23 protein-coding genes are annotated in these 22,729 nt (G+C 67.2%); 9 read left to right on the forward strand and 14 right to left on the reverse strand.

All coding sequences use genetic code 11. The features are described from left to right. The first annotated feature begins 270 nt into the window (after window positions 1-270). The gene (locus NKH51_RS12740; RefSeq protein WP_254762064.1) at window positions 271-855 is read left to right on the forward strand and encodes a hypothetical protein; all 585 of its coding nucleotides are present in this window, start codon (window positions 271-273) and stop codon (window positions 853-855) included. A gap of 28 nt (window positions 856-883) precedes the next feature. Here NKH51_RS12740 and proS read toward each other — a convergent pair whose 3' ends face one another. Further along, the gene (gene proS / locus NKH51_RS12745) at window positions 884-2,365 is read right to left on the reverse strand and encodes a proline--tRNA ligase (RefSeq protein WP_254762065.1); all 1,482 of its coding nucleotides are present in this window, start codon (window positions 2,363-2,365) and stop codon (window positions 884-886) included. A 93-nt stretch (window positions 2,366-2,458) separates the two neighbouring features. Continuing rightward, on the reverse strand, window positions 2,459-2,851 hold the full coding sequence (locus NKH51_RS12750; protein ID WP_254762066.1) for a DUF7994 family protein: 393 nt from the start codon (window positions 2,849-2,851) through the stop codon (window positions 2,459-2,461). Between the two features lie 187 nt (window positions 2,852-3,038). Here NKH51_RS12750 and NKH51_RS12755 point away from each other — a divergent pair, with 187 nt between their 5' ends. The 3 genes from NKH51_RS12755 to NKH51_RS12765 all read left to right on the forward strand — a co-directional run bounded on the left by NKH51_RS12755 (window position 3,039) and on the right by NKH51_RS12765 (window position 4,893). Next, window positions 3,039-4,013: a quinone oxidoreductase family protein gene (locus tag NKH51_RS12755; RefSeq protein WP_254762067.1), complete on the forward strand. Its 975-nt coding sequence runs from the start codon at window positions 3,039-3,041 to the stop codon at window positions 4,011-4,013. A 74-nt stretch (window positions 4,014-4,087) separates the two neighbouring features. Next, window positions 4,088-4,378 carry a hypothetical protein gene (locus tag NKH51_RS12760; RefSeq protein WP_254762068.1) on the forward strand — a complete coding sequence of 97 codons (291 nt, stop codon included), beginning with the start codon at window positions 4,088-4,090 and terminating at the stop codon, window positions 4,376-4,378. Then, the gene (locus tag NKH51_RS12765) at window positions 4,378-4,893 is read left to right on the forward strand and encodes a PIN domain-containing protein (RefSeq protein ID WP_254762069.1); all 516 of its coding nucleotides are present in this window, start codon (window positions 4,378-4,380) and stop codon (window positions 4,891-4,893) included. Before NKH51_RS12760 ends, NKH51_RS12765 begins: the two co-directional genes overlap by 1 nt. Window positions 4,894-4,910: 17 nt before the next feature. On the opposite strand, the gene NKH51_RS12770 is transcribed toward NKH51_RS12765, so the two are convergent. From NKH51_RS12770 to NKH51_RS12805, 8 genes are all read right to left on the reverse strand, one after another. After that, window positions 4,911-5,441, reverse strand: a complete 531-nt coding sequence (locus NKH51_RS12770) for an 8-oxo-dGTP diphosphatase (protein WP_254762070.1) — start codon at window positions 5,439-5,441, stop codon at window positions 4,911-4,913. A 233-nt stretch (window positions 5,442-5,674) separates the two neighbouring features. Continuing rightward, window positions 5,675-6,559: an agmatinase gene (gene speB, locus NKH51_RS12775; RefSeq protein WP_254762071.1), complete on the reverse strand. Its 885-nt coding sequence runs from the start codon at window positions 6,557-6,559 to the stop codon at window positions 5,675-5,677. Further along, the gene (locus NKH51_RS12780) at window positions 6,559-6,933 is read right to left on the reverse strand and encodes a translation initiation factor IF-5A (RefSeq protein ID WP_254762072.1); all 375 of its coding nucleotides are present in this window, start codon (window positions 6,931-6,933) and stop codon (window positions 6,559-6,561) included. The genes speB and NKH51_RS12780 overlap by 1 nt, the downstream gene beginning before the upstream one ends. Before the next feature lie 188 nt (window positions 6,934-7,121). After that, complete coding sequence (locus tag NKH51_RS12785) at window positions 7,122-9,113, reverse strand: AAA family ATPase (RefSeq protein ID WP_254762073.1); 1,992 nt, start codon at window positions 9,111-9,113, stop codon at window positions 7,122-7,124. A 395-nt stretch (window positions 9,114-9,508) separates the two neighbouring features. Beyond that, complete coding sequence (locus NKH51_RS12790) at window positions 9,509-10,594, reverse strand: enolase-like domain-containing protein (protein ID WP_254762074.1); 1,086 nt, start codon at window positions 10,592-10,594, stop codon at window positions 9,509-9,511. Window positions 10,595-10,644: 50 nt separating this feature from the next. Continuing rightward, window positions 10,645-12,321: an asparagine synthase-related protein gene (locus NKH51_RS12795; RefSeq protein WP_254762075.1), complete on the reverse strand. Its 1,677-nt coding sequence runs from the start codon at window positions 12,319-12,321 to the stop codon at window positions 10,645-10,647. An 85-nt stretch (window positions 12,322-12,406) separates the two neighbouring features. Beyond that, window positions 12,407-14,014 carry an ABC1 kinase family protein gene (locus NKH51_RS12800; protein WP_254762076.1) on the reverse strand — a complete coding sequence of 536 codons (1,608 nt, stop codon included), beginning with the start codon at window positions 14,012-14,014 and terminating at the stop codon, window positions 12,407-12,409. 76 nt (window positions 14,015-14,090) lie between these two features. Beyond that, on the reverse strand, window positions 14,091-14,453 hold the full coding sequence (locus NKH51_RS12805; RefSeq protein ID WP_254762077.1) for an Hsp20/alpha crystallin family protein: 363 nt from the start codon (window positions 14,451-14,453) through the stop codon (window positions 14,091-14,093). Between the two features lie 150 nt (window positions 14,454-14,603). Between NKH51_RS12805 and NKH51_RS12810 the strand changes: the two genes are divergently transcribed. Then, window positions 14,604-14,780 (forward strand): hypothetical protein, encoded by a 177-nt coding sequence (locus NKH51_RS12810; protein WP_254762078.1) that lies wholly within the window; start codon window positions 14,604-14,606, stop codon window positions 14,778-14,780. Window positions 14,781-15,058: 278 nt separating this feature from the next. Continuing rightward, a complete protein-coding gene (locus NKH51_RS12815) occupies window positions 15,059-16,354 on the forward strand; it encodes a molybdopterin molybdotransferase MoeA (protein WP_254762079.1) in 1,296 nt (431 codons plus the stop codon). Between the two features lie 78 nt (window positions 16,355-16,432). On the opposite strand, the gene NKH51_RS12820 is transcribed toward NKH51_RS12815, so the two are convergent. After that, window positions 16,433-17,566 carry a serine hydrolase domain-containing protein gene (locus NKH51_RS12820; protein ID WP_254762080.1) on the reverse strand — a complete coding sequence of 378 codons (1,134 nt, stop codon included), beginning with the start codon at window positions 17,564-17,566 and terminating at the stop codon, window positions 16,433-16,435. Between the two features lie 123 nt (window positions 17,567-17,689). On the opposite strand from NKH51_RS12820, the gene NKH51_RS12825 reads away from it, so the two are divergent. Then, window positions 17,690-19,555, forward strand: a complete 1,866-nt coding sequence (locus tag NKH51_RS12825) for a molybdopterin biosynthesis protein (protein ID WP_254762081.1) — start codon at window positions 17,690-17,692, stop codon at window positions 19,553-19,555. Window positions 19,556-19,729: 174 nt separating this feature from the next. Here the strand turns inward: NKH51_RS12825 and NKH51_RS12830 are convergent, their stop codons facing one another. Both NKH51_RS12830 and NKH51_RS12835 read right to left on the reverse strand, forming a co-directional pair. After that, on the reverse strand, window positions 19,730-20,320 hold the full coding sequence (locus NKH51_RS12830) for a hypothetical protein (RefSeq protein ID WP_254762082.1): 591 nt from the start codon (window positions 20,318-20,320) through the stop codon (window positions 19,730-19,732). A gap of 181 nt (window positions 20,321-20,501) precedes the next feature. Next, the gene (locus NKH51_RS12835) at window positions 20,502-20,681 is read right to left on the reverse strand and encodes a hypothetical protein (protein WP_254762083.1); all 180 of its coding nucleotides are present in this window, start codon (window positions 20,679-20,681) and stop codon (window positions 20,502-20,504) included. Window positions 20,682-20,821: 140 nt separating this feature from the next. Here NKH51_RS12835 and NKH51_RS12840 point away from each other — a divergent pair, with 140 nt between their 5' ends. Next, on the forward strand, window positions 20,822-21,823 hold the full coding sequence (locus tag NKH51_RS12840) for an ABC transporter substrate-binding protein (RefSeq protein ID WP_254762084.1): 1,002 nt from the start codon (window positions 20,822-20,824) through the stop codon (window positions 21,821-21,823). Beyond that, the gene (locus NKH51_RS12845; RefSeq protein ID WP_254762085.1) at window positions 21,820-22,263 is read left to right on the forward strand and encodes a desampylase; all 444 of its coding nucleotides are present in this window, start codon (window positions 21,820-21,822) and stop codon (window positions 22,261-22,263) included. The genes NKH51_RS12840 and NKH51_RS12845 overlap by 4 nt, the downstream gene beginning before the upstream one ends. Before the next feature lie 7 nt (window positions 22,264-22,270). Here the strand turns inward: NKH51_RS12845 and NKH51_RS12850 are convergent, their stop codons facing one another. After that, window positions 22,271-22,717 (reverse strand): hypothetical protein, encoded by a 447-nt coding sequence (locus NKH51_RS12850; RefSeq protein WP_254762086.1) that lies wholly within the window; start codon window positions 22,715-22,717, stop codon window positions 22,271-22,273. Between the last annotated feature and the right edge of the window lie 12 nt (window positions 22,718-22,729).

Raw genomic sequence — 22,729 nt, forward strand, 5'->3', positions numbered from 1 at the left:
ACCCCCCTCCGGAAACGGGCTTTCCGGCAGCGGGGAATGTCAGAGGCACGTAGTGTCCACCCACCAGAGTGAACACCACAGGCAATTAGTTTTTGCCACCGGATAAGCAACCTCGGGTTAAAGAGTTAGGTTTGGTTGAGGCCGTCACGCATGGTCTCGGTATCGTTCACTCCACTCCTCGGCCGGTGGGTGGCCCCGAACGAAACCCCGCATCCTCCATTTCTGGGTCGTATAAAAATATATTTAATATGTTCATTCGATTTGCAGGTGATGGCAGTCTGGTGTCGTCTCACGAGTCGATCCGTCCGCGCGACCGCACTCGTGTTGCTCGTCCTCGGCGTCACGAATCTCGCGCTTCCGTACGGCGGGTACGTACTCGTGGGCGGGACGAGCATGGCCCCGGCGATCCCGTCGGGCTGTAGCATCGCGTCCGCTCACGACTGGGACGGCGAATCTTCGCTCGAGGGACGAGTGGTCGCGTACGATCCCCAGGCGGTCGACGTGACAGGGCCACAGATGAGCCTCGGGCGATCCGATGTCGGCGGCTGGTTCGCCCATCGAGTCATCGCGGAGTACGAGTCGTACGACAGCAGCGAGGCCGACCACTACCTGTACCAGGACGGGCTCCTCGCGCGGGAGGACCTGCCACAGCGTACCTTCGTCGCGACGGACATGACGATGACGGAGGCGAAGGTGCTCGAGGGGAGACACGTCCTCGTCGTCAAAGGCGACAATCGGCGCCAGATCGACAGCGAACTCGTCCCCGCGGAGAACGTTCACGGCGTGATCAGCACAGAGCGACACGTGAAACTACTGGAGATGGATACGTGGCCGTGCAGCGCCGTCGCGTCGTAGCCGGACGCGAACCGAGACGACTCGGTAGTTAGTACGACTTCGCGAAGTACGCGATCTCGTCGGCGGGCTCGCCGCAGACGGTACACTCGTCGGCCTCGGGTTCGGGCACCGCAGCCGCGGTCTGTCCGCCCTCGTCGTTCAGGGGTTGCATGACGATCTCCGCGGCGACCTTCTCCTTGATGGCTTCCTCGCAGGCCTCGTCGCCACACCACGCCGTCTTCACGTAGCCGCCGTGCCGACCGATCGTCCCCATGATCTCCTCGGGACTGTCGGCCTCGCGAATGTTCTCCTCCAGGTTCTCCTCGGCCGCCTCGTACAGTTTGTCGTAGATCGTCTCGAGATGCTCGTCGACGGCATCGACGATCTCGTCGCGGTCCTCGACGGCCTCCTCGTTGTCCGGGCGGTGGACCAGCGTGACTTCCTCGTCCTCGACCTCGTAGGGCCCGATCTCGAGGCGGAGGGGGATGCCGTTGAGTTCGTGTTCGTTGAACTTGAAGCCGGGATTGCGCTCGTCGCGGTCGTCGAGTTCGACGCGGAACCCGGCCGTCTCGAGGTCCGCGGCGATCGCCTGTGAGTACTCGAGGACGTCGTCTTTCGTGTCCTCCTGCCAGATGGGGACGATGACGACCTGCGTGGGCGCGATCGTCGGCGGGAGCACGAGCCCCTGATCGTCGGAGTGGGTCATAATGAGCGCCCCGAGAGCGCGCCAGGAGAGCCCCCACGAGGTGGTGTAGGCCGTCTGTTCGTCCTCGTTCTCGTCGGCGAAGGTGATGTCGAACGCCTCCGCGAAGCTCTGCCCGAGGTTGTGGCTGGTCGCCCCCTGAACGGACTTGCCGTCGGGCATCAGCGCCTCGACGGTCGTCGTCGTGTCAGCGCCGGGGAACTTGTCGTGTTCGGGCTTCTTACCCCGCAGCACCGGGATCGCCAGCACGTCTTCGTAGACGCGCTCGTACTGATCGAGCCGGGTCCAGACCTCCTCCCACGCGCCCTCGTCGCTCGCGTGGGCGGTGTGACCCTCCTGCCACATGAACTCCTTCGTCCGGAAGAACGGCTTCGTCTCCGTGGCCTCCCAGCGGACGACCGAACACCACTGATTCAGCCGCAGCGGCAGGTCGCGGTGGCTGCGCGTCCAGTCGGCCATGAAGGGCGCGATGATCGACTCGCTCGTGGGCCGCACCGCGAGGCGCTCCTCGAGTTCCTCGTGGCCGCCCTGGGTCACCCACGCGACCTCGGGGTCGAAGCCTTCGACGATGTCCTTCTCCCGCTCGAGGAAGCTCTCAGGGATGAACATCGGGAAGTAGACGTTGTCGACGCCGGTCTCTTTGAACCAGCCGTCGAGCGCGTCCTGGATGCCCTCCCAGAGCGCGTAGCCGCGGGGCTTCGTGACGATGAATCCGCCCATCGGCGCGTAGTCGGCGAGGCCGGCCTTCTGGACGACCTCGGCGTACCACTCGCCGGGCTTGTGCGATTTCGACTCGGTGATCCCGAGTTCCTGGCTCTCGTCGCTCATTAATTCGACTCTCAGGCAGCGCAGGCTTAAACCATGCGAAGGCCGGACGCCCGAGCCCGGGAGGCGACTCCCTCGCCGGGCGTCACCGCTCGATCAACCGCCTGTGCGGTCGAGTCGCTCGCCGCGGGTGTACTTCCCGTGGAACGCGAGCATGTCGACGCCCATCGCCGCTAGCGAGAGACCGCCGACGCCGATCAGGAGGAGGAACAAGAGACCACCACTCTCGGCGAATCCAAGCGGGAGCGATAGCCCGAGCAGGACGTTGCCGGCGCCGCTCCACCGGTACCACGCCCAGCGGTCGGTCAACCCCGTTTCGGTCGCTGCCACGACGTCGAACACGCCGGCCAGCCCCATCAACGCCAGCTGGCCGAGCAACAGCGGCGCGTCGAAGGCATTGCTTCCGAGCAGAACGAGTGCGCCACCGGCGACGAGGAGAAGAAATACGCCGCCGACGGCGCTGAGTCGACGATTCCGGCGTTCGTTCATGGGTCTGTGGGACTCGAGCGGTGGGGTCGGTTTCGGGTGCGGAGAGACACGGCGTTCGATTCGGATTCTCTACACTTAATCGTTGGTCCGAGGGATTCGCGCCCCTCACTTTGAAACTCCAAACTTTTGTATAGTTTCGTCCGGTTCTCACGGTTTTATGCGACTGAGTGGCCTACGTGGAATCGACATGAGGGCAATCGAAGTCGAGGCGTACGGCGACAGCAGTGAACTCTCCGTCGTCGACGGAGAGACGCCGGAACCGGATGCGGGCGAGGTGCGAATCGACATCGAGGCCGCGGGGATCAACTTCGCAGACGTGATGCAGCGACGCGGCCACTATCCGGGCGGCCCCGAGCCGCCGTACACCCCCGGCATGGAGGCCGCGGGCACCGTCGACGCGGTCGGCGAGGGCGTCGACGACCTGAGCGAGGGCGACCGCGTCGTCGGCATGATCAACACCGGCGGCTACGCGGAGTACGTCACCGCCGACGCGCAGTCGCTCTTCCCGGTTCCCGAGGCGATGAGTTTCGCGGAGGCCGCCGGCTTTCCCGTCCAGTTTCTCACCGCCCACGCCTGTCTCTTCGAGTGGGGCGGACTCGAGGAAGGCGAATCAGTCCTGATTCAGGCCGCCGCGGGCGGGGTCGGGACGGCCGCCGTCCAGCTGGCGTCGAACGCCGGCGCGGAGGTGTTCGGCACCGCGAGCACACGCGAGAAGCTCGAGCTCGCGAACTCGCTGGGCTGCGATCACGCGATCAACTACACGAACACGGACTTCCGCGAGATCGTCGACGAGGAGACCGACGGCGAGGGCGTCGACCTCGTCTTAGAGAGCGTCGGCGACGACGTCTTCGAGCGCAGCCTCGATGCGATGACCCACTTCGGGCGCATGGTCACCTACGGCGTCGCCAGCGGCGTCCCCGCCGAGGTCAGCAATCAGCGCCTGCTCTTCGAGAACAAGACGGTCAAGGGCTTCCACCTCGGGCAGGCCGCCATGCACGACCCGAGCCGGGTCATGAAAGCGGTCCCCGAACTCACCGAGGGTCTCGCGAGCGGCGACCTCGAGATCATCCTCGGCGAATCCTTCGCGCTCGAGGACGCGGCCGAGGCCCACCAGTACCTCGAGGACCGGAAGAGTTCCGGGAAGCTCGTGCTCGAGCCGTGAGTCGGCGGTAACCGTGTCGTCGAGAGACGGAATACGTCCGCAGCGCTTGTATACATCGCATACGATGTTTACACATGGGCACGATCTCGGCGCGCGTTCCGGACGAGCTCGAAGACGAACTCGAGGCGTATCTCGAGTCCGAGCGATTGGACCGGAGCACCGCCGTTCGAAAACTCCTCGCAGAGGGACTCGACGCATGGCGTCGCGATCGCGCACTCGAGAAACTCGAGGCGGGCGAGATCACGTTTTCCCGTGCGGCCGAAATCGCGGACGTGACCGTTTGGGAGTTGTCTCAGTTAGCACAGGAGCGTAACATCACGTGGGTCGGTGACGAAGGACTGGAATCGGATTTGCAGGACCTGTAATGTGGGTGTTCGACGCGACGCTGCTGATCTACCTCGCGAAGGCCGAACGGCTTTCGCACCTCGAGCGAATCGGGGGACCGCGGTTGGTCCCAAAGCGCGTCTACGATGAGGTCGTCACCGACGGTCTCGAGGGAGACTATCCCGACGCGCGACGGATTCAACGATGCGTCGAGGCGGCGACGTTTACTGTTCGAAATGTAGCGTCGAACGCCGTTTTCGAACGCCTCGAGGCGAACCAAGCCCTGAGCGATGCCGACCGAGCGGTGCTCGCACTTGCTGCGAAGCACGACGCGATCGCCGTGATGGACGAGCAACACGGTCGGGCTGTCGCTCGCAGTGAGGGGATTTCGACCCGCGGGACGGCGTATCTCGTCCTCTCGCTAGTCAAAGACGGCCACATCGATGTACGAGAAGCGCGAACGACGTTCGAAACGATGCTGGACGAGGGATGGTACTGCTCGCCGAATCAGTACGCGAAGATCCGAGAAAAACTGGATTCGCTCGGCGATGCGTAGCGGACGAGTCCGACGGGTTACGGCTTCCTCGCTCCGGTAAATGAAACGCCCCACTCGAGGTCGTGATCGACGAACTCGGCTTCGTCCAGCGGTTCGCCGCCCTCGAAGCGAAACTCGGCGCTGACCGTCCGGCCCTCGAGTACGCCGGGCAGCCACAGGTGATCGTCGTCCCACATTCGGTCGTAGGGCACGTCGTCGACGGGGAACCACTCCGGGTGTGCCTCCGCCGAGGACGCGGGTTCGCCCTCGAACGAGCGCGTGCGGTAGACGTGACAGAAGGTGTGGCCCTCGCCGTCGAGCAGGAAGGTGAGTTCGCCGGCTTTCTCGAGTGCTGCCACCTCGAGGCCGACCTCCTCGCGAGTCTCGCGGACCGCACACTCCCGCGGGGTCTCGCCGGGTTCGCACTTGCCGCCGGGACCGTTGTACCAGCCCTCGCCGAGGCCGCGGCGTTTCTCGATGAGGAGGACCTCCCGGTCGGCGTCGTCGGTAGTGCGGTCGCCGTCGTCCCCGGCGTCTCGGAGCGGAAAACACAGCGTCGTCTCGAGCATACGCGGGAGTTCGTTCGGGGTCGGAAAAGGGTGTGTCGGCTCGCCCCGTGCGAATCTCGAGTTGTTCGTACGGCTACGGTGATCCGGAAGAGCGCGCTGCTATCGTGGACGCGTTGGATCGTCACGCCCCCTCCGACCGAGTCACTCGCTCCCACCGGTCGCTCGCTCATCCCCCGCGAAGCGGTATACAGCACGCGCCACCGCCCGATACCGACGAAGGCCGACGAGCGGCGTCAGCCGTCGGCGTGCGAAAAGACGAACTCTCGGACGAGTTTCGCAGCCAGCCCAGCGGCCTGCCCGTCGTCGCGGTCGTTGACTTCGACCACGTCGAAGCCGCCCGCGGAGGGGGCGACCGCGCGGACCACGTCGCGGAGTTCGCAGGGCTCGAGGCCGAACGGCTCCATCGTGCCGGTACCGGGCGCGTAGCCGGGGTCGGCGGCGTCGATATCGACGCTCAGGTAGACCTCGCGGTCTGCGAGGCGGTCGCCGGGGCTCCAGTCCGCCACGTCCTCGGGCGGGACGACGGTCACGTCGTCGTGGGCCGCGCGTTCCCACTCGGCCTCGCTGCCGGTGCGAGCGCCGAGCAAGACGACCTCTTCGACGGAATCGACATCCTCGAGGATCCGCCGGGTGACGGCGGCGTGCGAGAGGGGATTCCCGTCGTAAGCGTCGTACAGGTCGAGGTGAGCGTCGAGACAGACGAAGACTTCGGGTTCCACCGCGCGGACGCCCGCGAGGGAGACGGTGTGTTCACCCCCGAGCAGGAGGGGGACGCTATCGTCCCAGACGGCCTCGCGGAGCGCGCTCGTCAGGTACTCGAGGTACTCTGCGATATCGTCCCACGCGCGAACGTCACCGCGGTCGACGACGCCGAGGTCGGAAAAGCACTGGTCCGTCCGGTGGTCGTAATCGTCGAACGGTTCGGCAAAAGATCGGATCCGCCGCGGGCCGAATCGGGTCCCCGGCTGAAAGGTCGTCGTGGCGTCCAGGGGCGCACCGACGACCACGAAGTTCGCGCCGCCACGGTCGGGCTCGCGCCCTCGCGTGTCGGTGTCGCCGCCGCGGCCGGTATCCGCCGCGTCGGTCCCCTCGCGTTCGTCGGCCGCCCCGGGAAACATTAGACGATCTTTCGCTGGTCTTCCATCTCGAGGTACTCGATGTTCTCGTCGGGGGAGACGTCGGCGTCGTCGGGGATACGCATCGTGATGGTCTCGTAGGTCTCGAGGTCCATAACCTGCATGTCGTCGCCGTCGACGGAGACGACCTGTCCGTTTTTGCGCTCGATGATCGGGACCCAGATCTTCGCGTCGACGGGCTGGGAGAGCGATCGCTTCTTGCCGTCGAAGACGCCCTCGGCTTCGACGCGGGCCTTCGCGCTGCCGTGTTTGCCCGGCTTCGCCGTCGAGTAGGCGTTGATCTTGCACGCCGCGTCGTCGATCATAACGTAGCTGCCTTCCTGGAGGTCGCGAACTTCGGTCTGCTGTTTCGCCATATCCCGGCGTAATCAACCGACGTGCATAAACCGTTTGGAATGGCCGCTACGGCGAGTTCAGGCCGACTGCGGGTTCGCTCCAACGTGCAGTGGAGGTTTCTTCGTCGCGCCCTCGATGGCGGTCCAGTCGTGACGGAGCGGCCGATCGTCGGCGATCGAGAGGCGACGCCGAACGTGGTGCCACCGTGTTATCGATGCCGACCGAGACTGTCGGGGACGAGCTCCGGTGTCAGCTCACCGGAACGACCCCCGTCCCAACCCTCGAGGGTCGCCTCGACCGCGTCAGCCTCGGCGACGAGTCGGTCGGTCGTGATCTGTGCCTCCTGACGGACGGCCTCGCGACCGACCCGACCGGCGAGATGCCGGACGTCGCGGATGCTGAACCCGGCCGTCGCGTCGGCCACGACGTCGATATCGACATCGTCGGCGACGATCCCACCAGGGAGCATCTCGTCTAAAATCGCAGCGCGGGTCGTGCCGTCCGGCGGTGGAACCTCGATCCGTTCGTCGAACGTGCCCGCGTGGAGCACGTCGATGTCCACCCGATCAACTGCCCGTGCGGTCCCGATGACGAGCACGTCGTCCTCGAGCGTCGGCAAGAGCGTCGCCAGCCGGGTCTTGATCCGGCGGGTCGTCCTCGACCCGCCCGAGACGGGCGCGAGTTCGTCGAGATCGTCGAGAAGGAGGACGCTCGGTGCGATCGAGCGCGCGTCCTCGACGATCTCTGCCACGCGGTCGGCCGGCTCGTCGACGCCCTCCCGACGGAAGCGATCCGAACTGATCTCGACGATCGGGCGATCGAGTTCCGCGGCGATCGAGCGGGCGAGCGTCGTCTTCCCCGCGTCGGGCGGGCCATACAGCAATGCGCCGTCGACGGGCGCGACACCGTGGCGTTCGTACCCGTCTGCGTTGCGAATCGGATCGAGAACCCGTCGTTCGACCGCAGCGGTGAGGTCGTTCATCCCCGGCAGGTCCGCGAACGAGACCTGTTCCTCGGTCGCCGACCGGCCGAGATCCTCGCCGAAGCGGCCCTCGTAGCGGTCGAGCCAGCCCGGAATGCTGGTATCGATCTCGTCGACGGCCCGAAGCAGGTGCGACTGCTCGACCGGCGACTCGTCGGCGATCGCGTGGCGGATAGCCACGTCGGCGAGGACCGTCACGTCGCTCGAGGCGTAGCCGGCGGTCGCGTCCGCGATCGCCTCGAGGGTCACGTCGTCGGCGACCGGCGCGTCCGCCAGCTCGAGGCGGAGGATTTCCAGGCGGGCTTGTCGGTCCGGCGGGGGCACCTCGACCCGTTCGTCGAACCGGCCCGAGCGCAGGATCGCGTCGTCGACATCGTCGAGGTAGTTCGTCGCCGCGAACACGACGATCTCCGAGTCGTCCTGAGTCTCGAGTTCGGTCAGTAGCTGGTTGACCATCTGCTGTTCGCTCGTCGACATCCGTCCCGAGCGGTCGCTGGCGATCGCGTCGATCTCGTCGATGAACACCAGACAGGGCTCGGTCTCGCGAGCGGCGTCGAACACCGTTGCGACGTTGTCGGCGGCCTCGCCGATGTACTTGCTCGTCACGTCGGAGGGCGTGACCTCGATGTAGTTGTAGTCGGTCTCGGCCGCGACCGCGCTCGCGACGAAGGTCTTTCCACAGCCGGGCGGGCCGTGGAACAGGACGCCGTTGACGGCACCGATCCCGTAGTGGTCGTACACGTCTCGCCGCGTCAGCGGGTCGATCACCCGATCGTGTAACGTGTCCGTGAGCGCGTCCATCCCGCCCACGTCCGAGAAGTCGTGGCCCGGCGGATCCGTATCGAGTTCGTTCGCGTCGAGTGCGGTGTCGTCGCTCGCTCCCTCACTGCCGCCCGACCCGTTCCCCAGCCCATCGTCGGAGGGGGAGCCGCGAACGGCCGCGGCGTCGCTCCGACGCGCGACGAACAGCCACGCCAGGGTCGCCGTCGGTGGTGCGAAGACGAGCGCCGGCTCGCGCGTCAGGGCAAAGCCCGCGAGACCGGCGACGTACGCCAACCCGAGAAGCAACCGGTCGATCTGCGCGGACGCAACCCAGGCCACCGTCCGGAGAACGACCGCGAGCGTCCCGAACGTAAGCACGGCAGCCAAAAGCGCGTTCGGCCCCGGAACGAGCCCACCCCACGTGTTACTCTGTGCGAGACTCAGCAGTACAAACATTACGCGGTAATTGATGCGAAGTTAACATAACGATTCTGGTCTCGAGCGCGGACGGCATAGTCCGCCGGGGGTACGATGGCGCGAGCGGTCGAGTCCGACCAAAATCCGACGACGGCGATCCGGGGCTCGAGCACTGGTCACGGCCCCGACTCGGAAATCGGGGACGGCGGACGCTCCCGACCGATCGAGTCGATAGCCGAATCCCATATATTTTCATGGGTGTGTCCGAAACCCGGAACCGTCCGGGTAAAAAACTCACATCCAGGCTGGACCGAGCTCCTCAAAGGCGTCCAGTCCAACCCGGACTTCTTCGGTTTGCGATACCGTCTCAAAGAGTTACTGGCTAGCGACAGGAGTGGGGCCGGATCGACGACACGAATCCAACCGCCCCCGCCTCACACGCTCGAGTCCCACCGAAATCCCACAGCGTCGGCCGGCGGCTCGAGCGGACTCGCCGGGAGTCCGTCCCCGACGGTGGGGTCGTTGTACGCACGCGGGGCGACATCGTTTGGCCCGCCAGGATAGCAAAGCGAGGCGAGCGTCTGGATCTGCCCGCGCCCGACGCCGAGTTCGAACTGGCCGCCACCGTACATCCTGATCCCGCGCTCCTCGCAGTGGGCGATCGTCTCGGCGAGCGACTCGAGCGAGCCGAACCGCGACGGTTTGATGTTCAGCCACTCGGGTTCCCACGGCAGTGCCTCGACGTCGTCGAGGCCGTGGATCGGCGCATCCCACGAGACCCGTGCGCGAACGTCGGGATCCTCGAACGGCGGCCGCGTCTCGTCGGTCAACGCCGGGTCCTCGACGACGGCGTCCGGGAACGACTCGAGGACGAGGTCGTACAGCTCCGGGTCGGCGGGAACGTCGACATCGGTCCCCTCGTACTGCCCTTTCAGGTCGAGGATGCGGACCGCGTCCGTCCCGACCGTGTCGTCGATGGCGGCGACGAGGTCCGCGTCCCACTCGGGGGTCGGATCGAGTTTGAACGCGAGCGCCGGCACTTGCTCGCGAATCGCCTCGAGACGGCCGGTCGTGGGGGGATCGCCCAGCCGGGTGCTGGCAACGAAGCGGGCCGGCTCGAGCGATCGGTCGAGCGCCGTCGCGATATCGGTCTCGGCCTGTCGGAGCGCGAGGTCCAGCGCGGCGCTCTCGACGCCCCAGCGCCGGTAGTTCCGGAAGACCTCGCGGTCGGGCGCGCCGCCCGGAAAGAGGTCGAGATCGGCGAGCCGGTCGGAAAACGAGTCGACGGTGTACTCGCCGGTCAGGTCCGGCAATCCCGTCTCCGCCAGCCGGTCGTGATCCGCTGTCTCGTACGTAACGTCCTCGCCGCGCCCGGTGACCGTCCCGTCGCCCGCAGCCGGCCCCGCGAGGGCGATTTCGGTCGTCACGCGGGTGAACTCGCTCGAGGTCTCGCGCTCGAGTCGGTCGAGCGAGACGGACTCGATCGTCACTGGAAGATCGGCGATGAGATCGTACTCCATACCCTGTCTTTGCTCCCGGGACGGAAAGAGGTACGTCGTCGGTCCAGCGCTCAGACCGTCTCGGCGTCGGATCGCGGTGTACGCGTACTCGAGGGGATCGACACGGTCCGACTGTGCGGTGCCGGCTCGAGGTCGTCGGATCGCAGGACGCGGTCGCGCCAAATCGCGTAGCCGGCGAGGTTCCAGGCGAGGCCGGGTGAGCGGTCGACGAGGTCGCCATCGACGGCCGGCGCGAACTCGGGGACCGGGTAGCGGTCGAAAACGGCCTCGAGCGGGCCCGAAGAGAGGAACCGCTCGGCCGGGAAGTTGCCGTTGCCCTTCGGCTTGCTTCGGTCGTACTCGGGGTACCACTCGCCGAGGAGGTTTTTGGGAACGTGTTTGGGCTCGCCGTCGCGGACGTACCGCTCGGGCGAATCGAGGCCGAGGGCGAGTTCGGCGACCGCCTTGCCGGCGAAGGGCGTGTACATCTCGCGGCCGCGGGCGAGTCCCGCCTGCCGCCAGACGGTGACGGCGTCCTCGCAGAAGAAGTCGACCCACTGGCCGACGTGGACGTGCTGGGCGTAGCGGTCGCCCACCGCGTCGGGAACGCGGGCCATCGCGTACTCGTAGCGCGCTCGCTGTCGCCGCTCGAACGCCCGTCGTCCGATCGCATCGACGGCCGACGGCACGTCGGTGTAGAGGGCGAACAGCAGCGCCTGGCCGTCGGGATCCGACGGATGGCACTCGAGTTTGGCGAGCGCGTCGCGGTGGCGCCGGAGCTTCTCGGCGACGGGCGGCACGTACCGGAGGTGGCGCGTGCGCCACACCGTACGGGCGAGCTCGAGCTGGCCGCCGAGCCCGAAGACGGCGTCGGCGACCTGACCGCTGACGACCGTATCGGCGTCGAACTCGCGGTAGATCCCGTCGAACGTCGGCGTCTGGAGCTGGTGGGGCGGCATCCCCAGCGCGTCGACGGTCGCCTCGAGGCGCTCGAGATAGTCGGACTCGGCCATCTCGACGACCTCGCGGTCGGTCTCGACGAGGTCGTTCGCGCGGTCGGCGTACTCGCGTTCGAACGCCAGTTCGGGCGTGTCGAACGAACCGGTGACGCTCTCGGTCGGGTTCGTCAGGTAGGGCTCGAGCACCGTCGAGTCGACGCCGCCGGAAAGCATGAGCGACGCCTCGTCCGCGATGGGGGCACAGACGGCCGACAGCACCTCGTCGAGCCGCTCGTGTGCGCTCGCGGCCGAGCGTCCCGATTCGGGCTCGAGCGTCTCCGTCAGGTCGGTCCGCGGGGTCGTCTCGCCGGGCGACCAGGTGAGCGTCTCGCCGTGGCCGAGCCGGTGGATCCGGTCGACGTAGGAGTCGATCGGCGTCGTCCGGTAGAGCAGGTGATCGGCTTTCGCGCGGGCCGAGACCGTCCGGTCGGCCGGCTCGAGGCGGGCGAGCGCGTTCCGAAAGAGGTCGGTCAGGACGGGCTCGCCGCTCGAGTCCAGGCAGTAGAACACCTCGTAGGCCGACGTAATCCCGCGGTGGGCGCGGACCGTCGGCTCGTCCGACCGCTCCGAGAGGCAGACGATGGTTCCCTCGCCGGGCAGCGAGCCGTGGAGGTCTCGGGCCGTCTCGAAGTCCGCGCCGTCCTCGATCGCAGTTCGAAGGTCGCGCGTGTGCGTTCCCCAGACGATCCAGCGCCGACCGTCTCGCGAGACGACGGCGGCGTTCGGATTCGCGAGCAGTACCGTGGCCATTACCGCCCCGGACCGGTCGCGGCGACATTGTTATGCGACGGATACTTCACTCGTGACAACAGTCAGGCTGCGGTGAACGGAGCGCTCACTCCTCGCCGCGGCGCTGGCGCAGGTTCTGGCGGGTAAACTGCGGCCGCGCGCCGATCGATTTGGGGGTGCGAAACGACCGGTACAACTGAATCACGACGACCACCGAGAAGACCGCCGCGACGATCGACGCGCGGGGCGCCTCGAGCGCGTACAACACGCCGGTCGAGAACAGCGACATCGTCAGCAGCATGCCGTAGACCAGCCGCTTCGCGAGCGTATCGAAGACTCGCTCTTCGTCCTCGAGGCCGATACGGACGTAGAGGTCGTCCCGGTCGAGCCGGTCGAGCGTGCGTTCGGCCTTGGGCGCGAGTCGGGTCAGCGATTCGCCCGACCGGCGAAGCTGCCGGCCGGTCTCGTCGACGTACTGCCGGATCGATTCCTCGCGATAGCCCTCCTCGGTGAGGTAGTCGGTCGCCGTCGAGATGAAGTCGAAGTCCTCGTCCAAGGTGACACAGACTCCCTCGACGACGGTCGCGACTCGCAACACGAGTGCGAGGTTCTTGGGCAGCCGGAAGGGGAAGGCGTAGATCGAGTCCTCGATCTGGCCGACGATCTGGTTGACCCGGTACTGCTCGACGTCCTCGCCGCGGGCGTCTTGGATGGCGATCTCCATCACCTCGGCCATCACGCCGCGGTCGGCGTCGGGACTCAGGGTGCCGATCTCGACTAAGGCGTCCAAGATGCCGTCGATATCCTGGTTCGCGACGGCGACGTAGAAGTCGACGATCTTCTCCTGGACGAACGGGTCGACCCGCCCCGACATGCCGAAGTCGTAGAAGACGATTCGGCCGTCGTCGGTCACCGCGAGATTTCCGGGATGGGGATCGGCGTGGAAGACCCCGTCGTCGATGATCATCTGTAGATACGACCGCTCTAAATTCTCCGCAACCGTCGTCCGGTCGATCCCCTTGCGCTCGAGTGCCTCGAGGTCGTTGATCTTCGTCCCCGCGACGTACTCCATCGTCAGCACGCGCGGCCCGGAGTGGCTCTCGATCACGTCGGGGATGACGAAGCGGTCGTCGCCGGCGAAGTTCTCCCGGATCTCGACTAACATCTCCGCCTCGCGCTCGTAGTCCATCTCCTCGCGGATCGTCTTCGAGAACTCCTCGGCGAGGTTCTCGAGTGAGAACGCGCGGGCGTCGTCGACGAAGTACAGCAGGATCGGCAGCGACCACTTGACGACCCGCAGATCGGCTCGGACGAGGGCCTCGATGTTCGGGCGGCGGACCTTCACCGCGACCTCGCGGCCGCCCTCGAGCCGAGCGCGATAGACCTGCCCGAGGCTCGCGCCGCTGATCGGGTCGCTATCGAACGACGCGAAGCGCTCGTCGACGGGGCCGAGTTCGTCCTCGAGAACGGCACGCGCCTCGGGCCACGGTGCCGGCGGTACGTTGTCTTGCAGCGCCGAGAGCACGTCGATGTACGCCGGCGGGAGCACGTCCGGCCGGGTCGACAACAACTGGCCGAGCTTGATGAACGTCGGCCCGAGCGTCAGCAGCGACTCGAGCAACACCTCGGCGCGGTGGCGATGGGTCTCGGCGTCGACCTGCCGGCGGCGACCGAACAGCAGGAAGCGCCGCCGGTCGCGGGCGTAGGCGAGCAACAGCGGCAGGAACTGCCACGCGACGAGAACGAACCGCTTGTAGGCGCGGAGTGAGGCCAGCCTCGGTCACCCCGTGTTACTCGTCCTCGTCGACGATGTCGATCGTCGTCTCGCCGCTGGCTCCGCGTTTCGGGAGGGTGAGCTCTAAGACGCCCCGGTCGATCGTCGCCTCGGCGTTGGCGTCGGAGGCGTCGTCGGGCAGCGGCAGGTCGACGTCGAGAAAGAGCGAGCGGTTCTCCTCGAGGTATCGATAGTCGCCGGCGGGGGATTTCTCCCGGCGAGCGTCGATGAAGATCCGGCCGTCCTCGATCGCGATATCGAGCGACTCGGCGGCGACCCCCGGCACGTCGAGGACGAGCAGGTAGGCGTCCTCGCTCTCGAGTAGATCGAAGAAGACATCCTCCGAGAGGTCCCGCAACGCGTCGCGGAGCGCTGACATGGATACAGGTTCGAACGCCGATACGAAAAACCCCGCGGTCGCGGCGATTCGTCGTGCGGTCATCCCGGCCCTCGAGGCGGCAGATCACACTGAGCGTTCCTACAATTACGTTCTGTGTATATTTATGGGTGAGCGACAGCACCACACCATATGGATCGTGGGGTTCGTCGCCGGCTCGATGTTCTCATCGCGCTCGTGTCTGGCCTGCTTGGGATCGTCCTCACAGTCATCTACTTCAGCGAACGAATAGGGGCGTTCGTCCTCGTCCTCTCGTTTTTCGTCGCGATGGGGATCGGCGTCTCGGCGCTGTGGTACGTAGAGGGGTGAGCTGCTCGGGTTCTCGAGTGAATAGCAGAGTCGGATCGAACGCGATCGTGTGAAACGAAGCGTCCTGCGATCACGGCAACAGGGCTTGGCCACGCCCTCCCCAGCCGACTCGCTCACTCCGTTCGCTCGTCCCTCGCGTGCCGTTGGGCGGACGGTTCGCCGTCGGCGAACCGTCGCACAGCACGCGCCACCGTCTCCAGCAGATCGGATCGGCCCGAACCCCGACTGCTCGAGCCGGGTCCCCCACGCTTTTGGCGTCTCACGACTCGAGTCAGGGTATGGAAGGAGCCGACCGCGAGCGCACGGAGTCCGGGTTCAAGGTGCGGACGCCGGTCGACGAGGCGCGCCGGATCTTGCGGGACGCAGTCGAAGGGAGCGGGGACGGCGACTCGGCCGTGCCCTGCGGGACGGAGACGGTCGATGTCGACCGAGCGGACGGCCGCGTGTTGGCCGCGCCCGTCGACTCGGCCCGCGACGTGCCCCACTACCGGCGGGCGGCGATGGACGGCTACGCCGTCCGGGCCGCGGACACGTTCGGAGCCAGCGGCCGGTCGCCCGAGGTGCTTCGGATCGCCGAAGGAACCGGCGCGGACGCCAGCGTCGGCCCAGAAACGGCTGCGCGGGTCCACACCGGCAGCGCGCTCCCCGAGGGGGCCGACGCCGTCGTCATGATTGAGCGGGTCACCGAACTCGAGGCGGCCGGCGAACTCGAGGTCGAAGACGCGGTCGCGGAGGGGGAAAACGTCGCGCCCGTGGGCGAGGACATCGAGGAGGGCCAGCACCTCTACGACGGGGGCCACCGACTCCGGCCGTCCGATCTCGGCCTGCTTCGCTCGGCGGGCTACGGCCGCGTCGCGGTCGCCAGACAGCCCACCGTCGGCGTCGTGCCGACGGGGGAGGAACTCGTCGCGGGCGATCCCGGCCCCGGCGAGGTGATCGAGACGAACGGGCTCACGGTCTCGCGGCTGGCAAAGCGCTGGGGCGCTCGCGCCACCTACCGCAACGTGGTCACGGACGACCGCGAATCGCTGCGCGTGGCTATCCAGCGTGACCTGACGAAGGACGTGATCGTCACGACCGGCGGCTCGAGCGTCGGCGAGCGCGACCTGCTGCCGGAGGTGATCGACGATCTGGGCGACGTGTTGGTCCACGGCGTCGGCCTCAAACCCGGCCACCCCGTCTGCCTCGGGGTCGTCGAGGACACCCCTGTCCTCGCGCTGCCTGGCTACCCGGTCGCCTGCATCGTCAACGCCGTCCAGTTCCTCCGGCCGACCCTGCGCTGGCTCGAGGGAACGACGCCCGACCCCCACTCGACCACGCGAGCCACGCTCGAGCGCAAGATCCCGAGCGAGCCCGGGACGCGGACGTTCGCGCGGGTCCGACTCGAGGAACGCGACGCGGAGGAATCGGATCGCGACGACCCGCGATACACGGCGATCCCGACGCGGGCGAGCGGCTCTGGCGTCCTCTCGAGCGTCGCCTTAGCGGACGGCTGGGTCGTCGTCGACGACGACCGCGAGGGGATTCCGGCTGGCGAGATCGTTAGCGTGGAGAATTGGGAGCCGACCGTCTGAGTTCTAGCAGCCCTCTCACCGTTCGGCCGGAACGAGTCGGCGCTCGAGCCTTCTGAATCGGCAGCGCACTCGAGCAGGCTACTGGTTTCGAAGCGCTTGCCGGACCGCGTCCGCCAGCGCGTTCACGCGGGCGACGTGCTCGTAAGAGCCGTCTCGGACGCCGTTGGTCACGTAGGAGAAGGCGACGTTCTCTTCTGGATCGGCCCAGCCGACGCTGCTGCCCAGCCCGGCGTGCCCGAAGACGTGTTTCGGCGAGAGCGAGCCGTAGGGCGCGACCGTGGTGCCGCCCTTCCAGAAGCCGAGCGCGAACCGCCCCTCGCGGCCGATCGTCCCGTCGGCGTCGGTCTCGGCCTGCACCTCCGCCATCCGTTCGACGGTCTCGGGCTCGAGGATACGCGTCCCCTCGAGTTCGCCACCGTTCGCCAGACAGGCGTAAAAGCGGGCCATGTCGCCGGCCGTGCCGATGCCGTTGGCGGCGGGAATCACAGCGCGGTGGACCTCCTCGGCGTTGAACGGCGCCGCGACCTCGGCGTTTTTCCCGAGCCCTTCGCCGGGGTCGCGACAGCGATCGAACGGCTCGAAGCCGACCAGCGTCGCCACGTCGTCGTCTTCGTCCTCCCGGAGACCGATTCCCGTGTCGTCCATCCCGAGCGGGTCGAAGATTCGTTCTTCCGCGGCCGCCTCGATCGGCGTTCCCGACACCCGCCGGACGAGTTCCCCGACGAGCCAGCCGAACGTCAGCGCGTGATAGGCGGGCGTCTCCCCCGGCGTGAAGTTCGGCTCCATCTCCTCTAGCTTCTCGACGACGGCGTCCCAGTCCCCCCAGAGGTCGGGCCGGTCGTCGATCTCGCCGCGGTTCAGTCCCGACGTGTGACTGAGCACCTGTCGAACCGTGATCTCGGCCTTCTCGGTTCCCTCGTCGGCGAACTCGGGCCAGTGGTCGACCACCCGGTCGTCGTAGTCGAGCTTCCCCTCTTCGACGAGCGAGTGCAGGGTGACGCCGGCGTACGGTTTCGTGCTCGAGAAGAGGACGTGACGCGTCTCGCGAGTTTCGTCGGGACCGTCCGGCGCTTCGACGCCGCCGGCGAGGTCGAGTACGGGCTCGCCGTCGACGTAGACCGCTAGCTGCGCCCCGTGGTGGAGCCCCGCCTCGAGGTGTCGGTCGAAGAGGTCCGCGATGCGCTCCCGGTCGGTCTCGGAGATCCGTGACATGGATCGGTACTCTTCGGGCTGGTTCTTAGTCGTTGTCGTACGAGAACATATGACAGGAAGGTGGACGGCCGCGGCGCCGTCCGGGCGACCGACGTTTTTACCCGCGGCGTGCGAAGGGGCGCTATGAACCGCAAGGAGTTTCGCGACCTCGCGTCCCCCGCGGCGGCCCGCGAGGCGATCGACTCGCTTTCCCTCGAGGGCGGCATCGAGCGCGTCTCGCTCGAAGAGGCGCGCGGCCGGGTGCTCGTGGCGCGGCTGGACGCCGAACTCGACGTGCCGGGATTCGACCGCGCGAGTCTGGACGGCTACGCGCTACGGGCGCGGGATACGTTCGGCGCGGACGAGGCCGATCCCGCCCGACTCGACCTGGTCGGTGAGGTCCACGCCGGCGAGGAGCCGGACGTGTCGCTCGAGGAGGGCCAGGCCGTCGAGATCTCGACCGGCGCGGTGATGCCCGACGGCGCAGACGCGATGGTTCCGGTCGAGCGCACTGACACTGCGTCGGACGGCGAGACGGTCTTGATCCGCACCTCCGTTGCGCCGGGCGACAACGTCATGTTCGCCGGCGCGGACGTCGCCGCGGGCGAGCGCGCACTCGGCCCCGGAACACAGATCACGCCCCGCGACATCGGCCTGCTGTCCGCACTGGGGATCGACGAGGTGCCGGTCCGGGCGAAACCGCGCGTCGGCATCGTCTCGACGGGCGACGAACTCGTACGACCGGGCGACGAACTCGAGAGCGCACGCGGCGAAATCTACGACGTCAACAGCTACACCATCGCCGCGGGGGTCGAAGACGCCGGCGGCGAGGCCGTACTGTACCCCCACGCCGGCGACGAAGCCGAGGAGATGGAAGAGATTCTCCGGACCGCGGCCGACGAGTGCGATCTCGTGCTCTCGTCGGGGTCGACCAGCGCGAGCGCGGTCGACGTGATCTACCGCGTCATCGAAGAGCAAGGCGAATTGCTGCTCCACGGCGTGAGCGTCAAACCGGGGAAGCCGATGCTGATCGGTCGGCTCGACAGCTCCGCGTACGTCGGGCTTCCGGGCTACCCCGTCTCCGCGATGATGGTCTTTCGAACCTTCGTCGCACCGGCGATCCGCGAGGCCGCCGGAAAACCCGAGCCCGCGTCCGCAACCGTTTCGGGGCGGCTAGCCCGCCAGGAGCGCTACGAGGAGGGCCGCCACCGGCTCATGCCCGTCGGCCTCGTAGAGAACGGAGAGGGCGAGACGCTCGTCTACCCCGTCGACAAGGGCAGCGGCGCGACGACCAGTCTCGCCGACGCCGACGGCGTCGTGGAGGTCGGCCCCGAGACCGACTACCTCGAGGAAGGCGAGCCCGTCACGGTCACGCTGTTCTCGCCGGACGTTCGACCACCCACGCTGTTCGGCGTCGGCGAGGACGATCCGACCTTCTCGCGGGTCCTCGACGGCCTCGAGCGCCCGCGCTATCTCTCGGTTGGCAGCCGACCCGGCCTGCGGCGGCTCCGCGAGGGGGTCCCCGACGTGGCCGTGGCCGCGGGACCGCTCGAGTACGATCTCGAGGCGACCGAACTCTGCCGCTGGGAGCGCGAGTGGGGACTGGTCGTCCGCGCGGGCAACCCCGACGAGCTCGAGGGACTCGCCGACCTGATCGACCGCGACTTGCGCTTCGTCAACCGAACGACCGACTCGGGGCTGCGCTCGAGTCTCGGCGCGGCGATCGCCGACCTCGCCGAGGAGCGAGGAACGGAGCGCCACGACCTCGTGGACGCGATCGACGGCTTCGACCTCGGGCTGCGCGCCCACGAGAGCCCCGCGCGGAAGGTCATCGCGGGTGACGCGGATGCGGGGCTCGGCCTGCGCGAGACCGCCGAGCGGCTCGATCTGGGGTTCATCTCCCTCGGCGAACAGCCGGTTCGGGTGCTGGCGAATCCCGATCGGATCGAGAAAGAAGGGGTGAAGGAACTCGAGCGGGCAATCTCCGACGTATCGTCTGCACAGCGATAGCGGCGAGCGACGGCCGTCAGCAGTATCGCTGACGCTACGTTCGATTGACGGTTGGTATACCCGCTTTGTTCGAACCGGTCCTAGTTCTATTCGTTATACCGCCCTGGAGCAGTTCGTGCCCCAAGTTCGACTGTATACCGACGGGCGGGGAGCACAGATCGGACACCGCCAAGATCACGAGGCCTTGGGACCGCTAACGAGCTCACCGCTATCGTTCCACTCGCAGGGTGCTTTCTCCGACACGGCCCCTCGGAGCGTTACCTCACGGGGCGTAATCCTGATGTCGGGTTGATGACTCCAATCGGTCACGCTCCATTCGATCGTTTCGTCTACGCGCTCGTCCCCGTCGTGGACGACGACCTCGGCGCGATAGCTCCCATACCGGTACTCGGCGTCGTCGCCATCGAGCCACGTCGTTCGGTTCGCGTCGAGGGCCACCGTCTCTTCGACGAGTAGCTCGTTCTCGTGCTCAAGACGAATATCGACCGTCAAGTCGGTCTCACTCGTGTTTTTCACACTCACGGTGTCGGCCTCCGGGAGGCGTTCTTCGGCGCGGAGCCACGTCGCGCCTTCGTCAGTCTCGACGGACATGTCGTAATAGGTGCGTTCAGACTCGTGACGCATGAGATACGACTCGTCGATCTCGATCACGGAGGGAAGGATCAGTTCGCCGTCAGTCTCGTACGTATCCCCCTCGATGGCAGCCATCGCCTCGTCCGTAGCGGGGTCTGGCAAGCGATCGAGGGAAACGATGTGGAGCCACATCGTTCGTACTCGACGGCAAGACTTCCGTCATCGCGACCCTGTAAACACCCTGCAAGTCCGGCCGCGCTACACCCGACTCCGGCGAGAAGCGCTCGTCGGTTCATACCAGCCATCCGAGAGGACGTAGTAAATGCTTTCTGTCAGAAGCGGACGGGATTTTCGACCGGCAGATCGCCGATCACTACTCCTCGGAGGCGTCGCTCTCGGTCGCCTCTCGCCACGACGAGGCGTCGAAGAACGTCTGCAGCGCCATCAGAACCCCGATATACGTGCCGCCGGCGACGACGAGCAACGGGACGACGATCGAGAGCACCAGCCCGCCGAGCGGATTCGCGCCGAACAGTTGGAGCGGAACGACCATACGGTCTGCAGAAACTGCTGGTGCAAATGCATTTCTGTGAGCCGGCGGGCGAACCCCTCCATAGTGGCGGACCGCCGTTTCGGTCGCCGACCGGCGCCACAGAGCGGTCCTTTTTGCTCTCCCCGCCCCTACGAGCGCCCATGCGAATCGTCACGACGCTCCCCTCGGCGACCGAGACCGTCGCCGCGCTGGGACTCGAGCCGGTCGGCGTCTCCCACGAATGCGACTACCCGCCGGGCGCGGCCTCGGCTCCCGCCGTCACCCGATCGCGGATCGAGGCCGACTCGTCGGCCTCGAGCGCCGAGATCGACCGCCAGGTGCTCGAGAGTAGCGACACCGAAGCCGGCGTCTACGAGATCGACGTCGAGACGCTCGACGAACTCGAGCCGGACGCGATCGTCACGCAGGGGATGTGTGATGTCTGCGCGGTCGACGAAGCGGTCGTCGAAGCCGTCGTCGACCGGATTTCGGCCGCCCCCGAGATCGTCCCGACCGATCCCCACACCGTCGGCGACGTGCTCGACGACCTCGAGCGGATCGGCCGCGTGGTCGGCCGGGAGGATCGGGCTCGGGAGGTCCGTGCCGATCTCGAGTCGCGGATCGACGCCATCCGGAGTCAGACGGCGGACCTCGCGGCCGCGGACCGCCCGCGCGTGGCGATCTTCGACTGGACCGACCCCGTCATGATCGCGGGCCACTGGACGGCCGACCTGGTCGAGTGGGCCGGCGGCACGTACGGGCTGGCCGACCCCGGCGAGCGCTCGCGGCCGCGCGAGTGGGAGGAAATTCTGGCGTACGACCCCGAGATCGTCGTCGTCGCCCCCTGCGGCTTCGGGCTCGAGCAGATCGCGCGAAACAGGGCCGATCTCACCGGGCGCGACGGCTGGGCAGACCTGACGGCAGTCCGGGAGGGCCGCGTCTGGGCGCTGGACGGCGACCACTACCTCAACCGGCCCGGCCCGCGGCTGGTGGACACGCTCGAGGCGCTCGCACCGATCGTCCGGCCGGAGCTGTTCGACCGAGAGGAGACGCTCGCCGACGCCGCAGCGTCGTTCGAGGAGATCGCGGTGCCGTTCGACGAACTCGCGGCGCTCGAGGGGCCGGATTCCGAATCGCAGCCAGAAATCGATTCGCGGCCGTGATCGTCCTTCCAGCCCGACTCCGCGAGGCGATCACAGAGCGCGCCCGCGAGGGGAAACCCCGCGAAATCTGCGGGATCCTCGGCGGCGAGTACGCCCCCGACGGCCGGAGCCGCGTGCGGTCGCAGTACCCCGCGGAAAACGTCGCCGACGCGCCGCGGACGCGCTACGAGATCGACCCCGAACAGCAGCTTCGGATCTTCGAGCGCCTCGAGGACCGCGGTGAGGTGGTCGTCGGCTTCTACCACTCCCATCCCCGCGGGCCAGCAGGGCCGAGCGAGACCGACGCCGCGCTGGCAACGTGGCCCGATCGGTCGTACGTGATCGTCTCGCTCGAGCCATGCGAGATCGGATCGTGGCGGTGGCGGACGGCGACCGAGAACGAGGGCGAGGGGGACGGTGCTTCAGAAGACCGATTCGAGCGCGAACGCGTCGTCGACTGAGCCGGAGTCAGTCGTCCGATCCGTCCTCGAGTTCGTCGGCTTTCTGCCGCGCCGACTTCGCTTCCTCGCGGAACTCCTCGATCCGCTGGCGCAGCTTCTTCCCGGCGGTGTATTTGAACTCGTCGGGCATCATCCCGTACTCGATATCGAGGGTGATCATCGTATCACAGCTCTCGACGATCTCGGGTGCCCAACTGCCCTGGGCCAGCTTCGACTCGTCGGTGACGACCGCCTCGCCGTCTTCGACGTCGATGAACGCGCTCACGATGTTCCAGATGTTCGGGTTGCTCGAGCTGACCTCGTCGAACAGTCCCTCGAGCCGGGAGTCCTTGATCTCCGCCTCGCGTAGTTCCTCGAGGAGGTCCTCGAGGGCGTCGGCGATTTCCTCGTCTCTCGCGGCCTGCTCGCGGAGTTCGGCTGGATCCTCGAGGTCGTCGTCCCGTCGGCGTGTCATCGCTTCCCCTCC

The sequence above is a fragment of the Natrinema marinum genome, assembly GCF_024296685.1.
Lineage (GTDB): Archaea > Halobacteriota > Halobacteria > Halobacteriales > Natrialbaceae > Natrinema > Natrinema marinum.

Bases quoted from the DNA above. Each gene is read 5' to 3' on its own strand.
- NKH51_RS12740 (WP_254762064.1), top strand. From the start codon at position 271: ATGGCAGTCTGGTGTCGTCTCACGAGTCGATCCGTCCGCGCGACCGCA.
- proS (WP_254762065.1), bottom strand. From the start codon at position 2,365: ATGAGCGACGAGAGCCAGGAACTCGGGATCACCGAGTCGAAATCGCAC.
- NKH51_RS12750 (WP_254762066.1), bottom strand. From the start codon at position 2,851: ATGAACGAACGCCGGAATCGTCGACTCAGCGCCGTCGGCGGCGTATTT.
- NKH51_RS12755 (WP_254762067.1), top strand. From the start codon at position 3,039: ATGAGGGCAATCGAAGTCGAGGCGTACGGCGACAGCAGTGAACTCTCC.
- NKH51_RS12760 (WP_254762068.1), top strand. From the start codon at position 4,088: ATGGGCACGATCTCGGCGCGCGTTCCGGACGAGCTCGAAGACGAACTC.
- NKH51_RS12765 (WP_254762069.1), top strand. From the start codon at position 4,378: ATGTGGGTGTTCGACGCGACGCTGCTGATCTACCTCGCGAAGGCCGAA.
- NKH51_RS12770 (WP_254762070.1), bottom strand. From the start codon at position 5,441: ATGCTCGAGACGACGCTGTGTTTTCCGCTCCGAGACGCCGGGGACGAC.
- speB (WP_254762071.1), bottom strand. From the start codon at position 6,559: ATGTTTCCCGGGGCGGCCGACGAACGCGAGGGGACCGACGCGGCGGAT.
- NKH51_RS12780 (WP_254762072.1), bottom strand. From the start codon at position 6,933: ATGGCGAAACAGCAGACCGAAGTTCGCGACCTCCAGGAAGGCAGCTAC.
- NKH51_RS12785 (WP_254762073.1), bottom strand. From the start codon at position 9,113: ATGTTTGTACTGCTGAGTCTCGCACAGAGTAACACGTGGGGTGGGCTC.
- NKH51_RS12790 (WP_254762074.1), bottom strand. From the start codon at position 10,594: ATGGAGTACGATCTCATCGCCGATCTTCCAGTGACGATCGAGTCCGTC.
- NKH51_RS12795 (WP_254762075.1), bottom strand. From the start codon at position 12,321: ATGGCCACGGTACTGCTCGCGAATCCGAACGCCGCCGTCGTCTCGCGA.
- NKH51_RS12805 (WP_254762077.1), bottom strand. From the start codon at position 14,453: ATGTCAGCGCTCCGCGACGCGTTGCGGGACCTCTCGGAGGATGTCTTC.
- NKH51_RS12810 (WP_254762078.1), top strand. From the start codon at position 14,604: ATGGATCGTGGGGTTCGTCGCCGGCTCGATGTTCTCATCGCGCTCGTG.
- NKH51_RS12815 (WP_254762079.1), top strand. From the start codon at position 15,059: ATGGAAGGAGCCGACCGCGAGCGCACGGAGTCCGGGTTCAAGGTGCGG.
- NKH51_RS12820 (WP_254762080.1), bottom strand. From the start codon at position 17,566: ATGTCACGGATCTCCGAGACCGACCGGGAGCGCATCGCGGACCTCTTC.
- NKH51_RS12825 (WP_254762081.1), top strand. From the start codon at position 17,690: ATGAACCGCAAGGAGTTTCGCGACCTCGCGTCCCCCGCGGCGGCCCGC.
- NKH51_RS12830 (WP_254762082.1), bottom strand. From the start codon at position 20,320: ATGTGGCTCCACATCGTTTCCCTCGATCGCTTGCCAGACCCCGCTACG.
- NKH51_RS12835 (WP_254762083.1), bottom strand. From the start codon at position 20,681: ATGGTCGTTCCGCTCCAACTGTTCGGCGCGAATCCGCTCGGCGGGCTG.
- NKH51_RS12840 (WP_254762084.1), top strand. From the start codon at position 20,822: ATGCGAATCGTCACGACGCTCCCCTCGGCGACCGAGACCGTCGCCGCG.
- NKH51_RS12850 (WP_254762086.1), bottom strand. From the start codon at position 22,717: ATGACACGCCGACGGGACGACGACCTCGAGGATCCAGCCGAACTCCGC.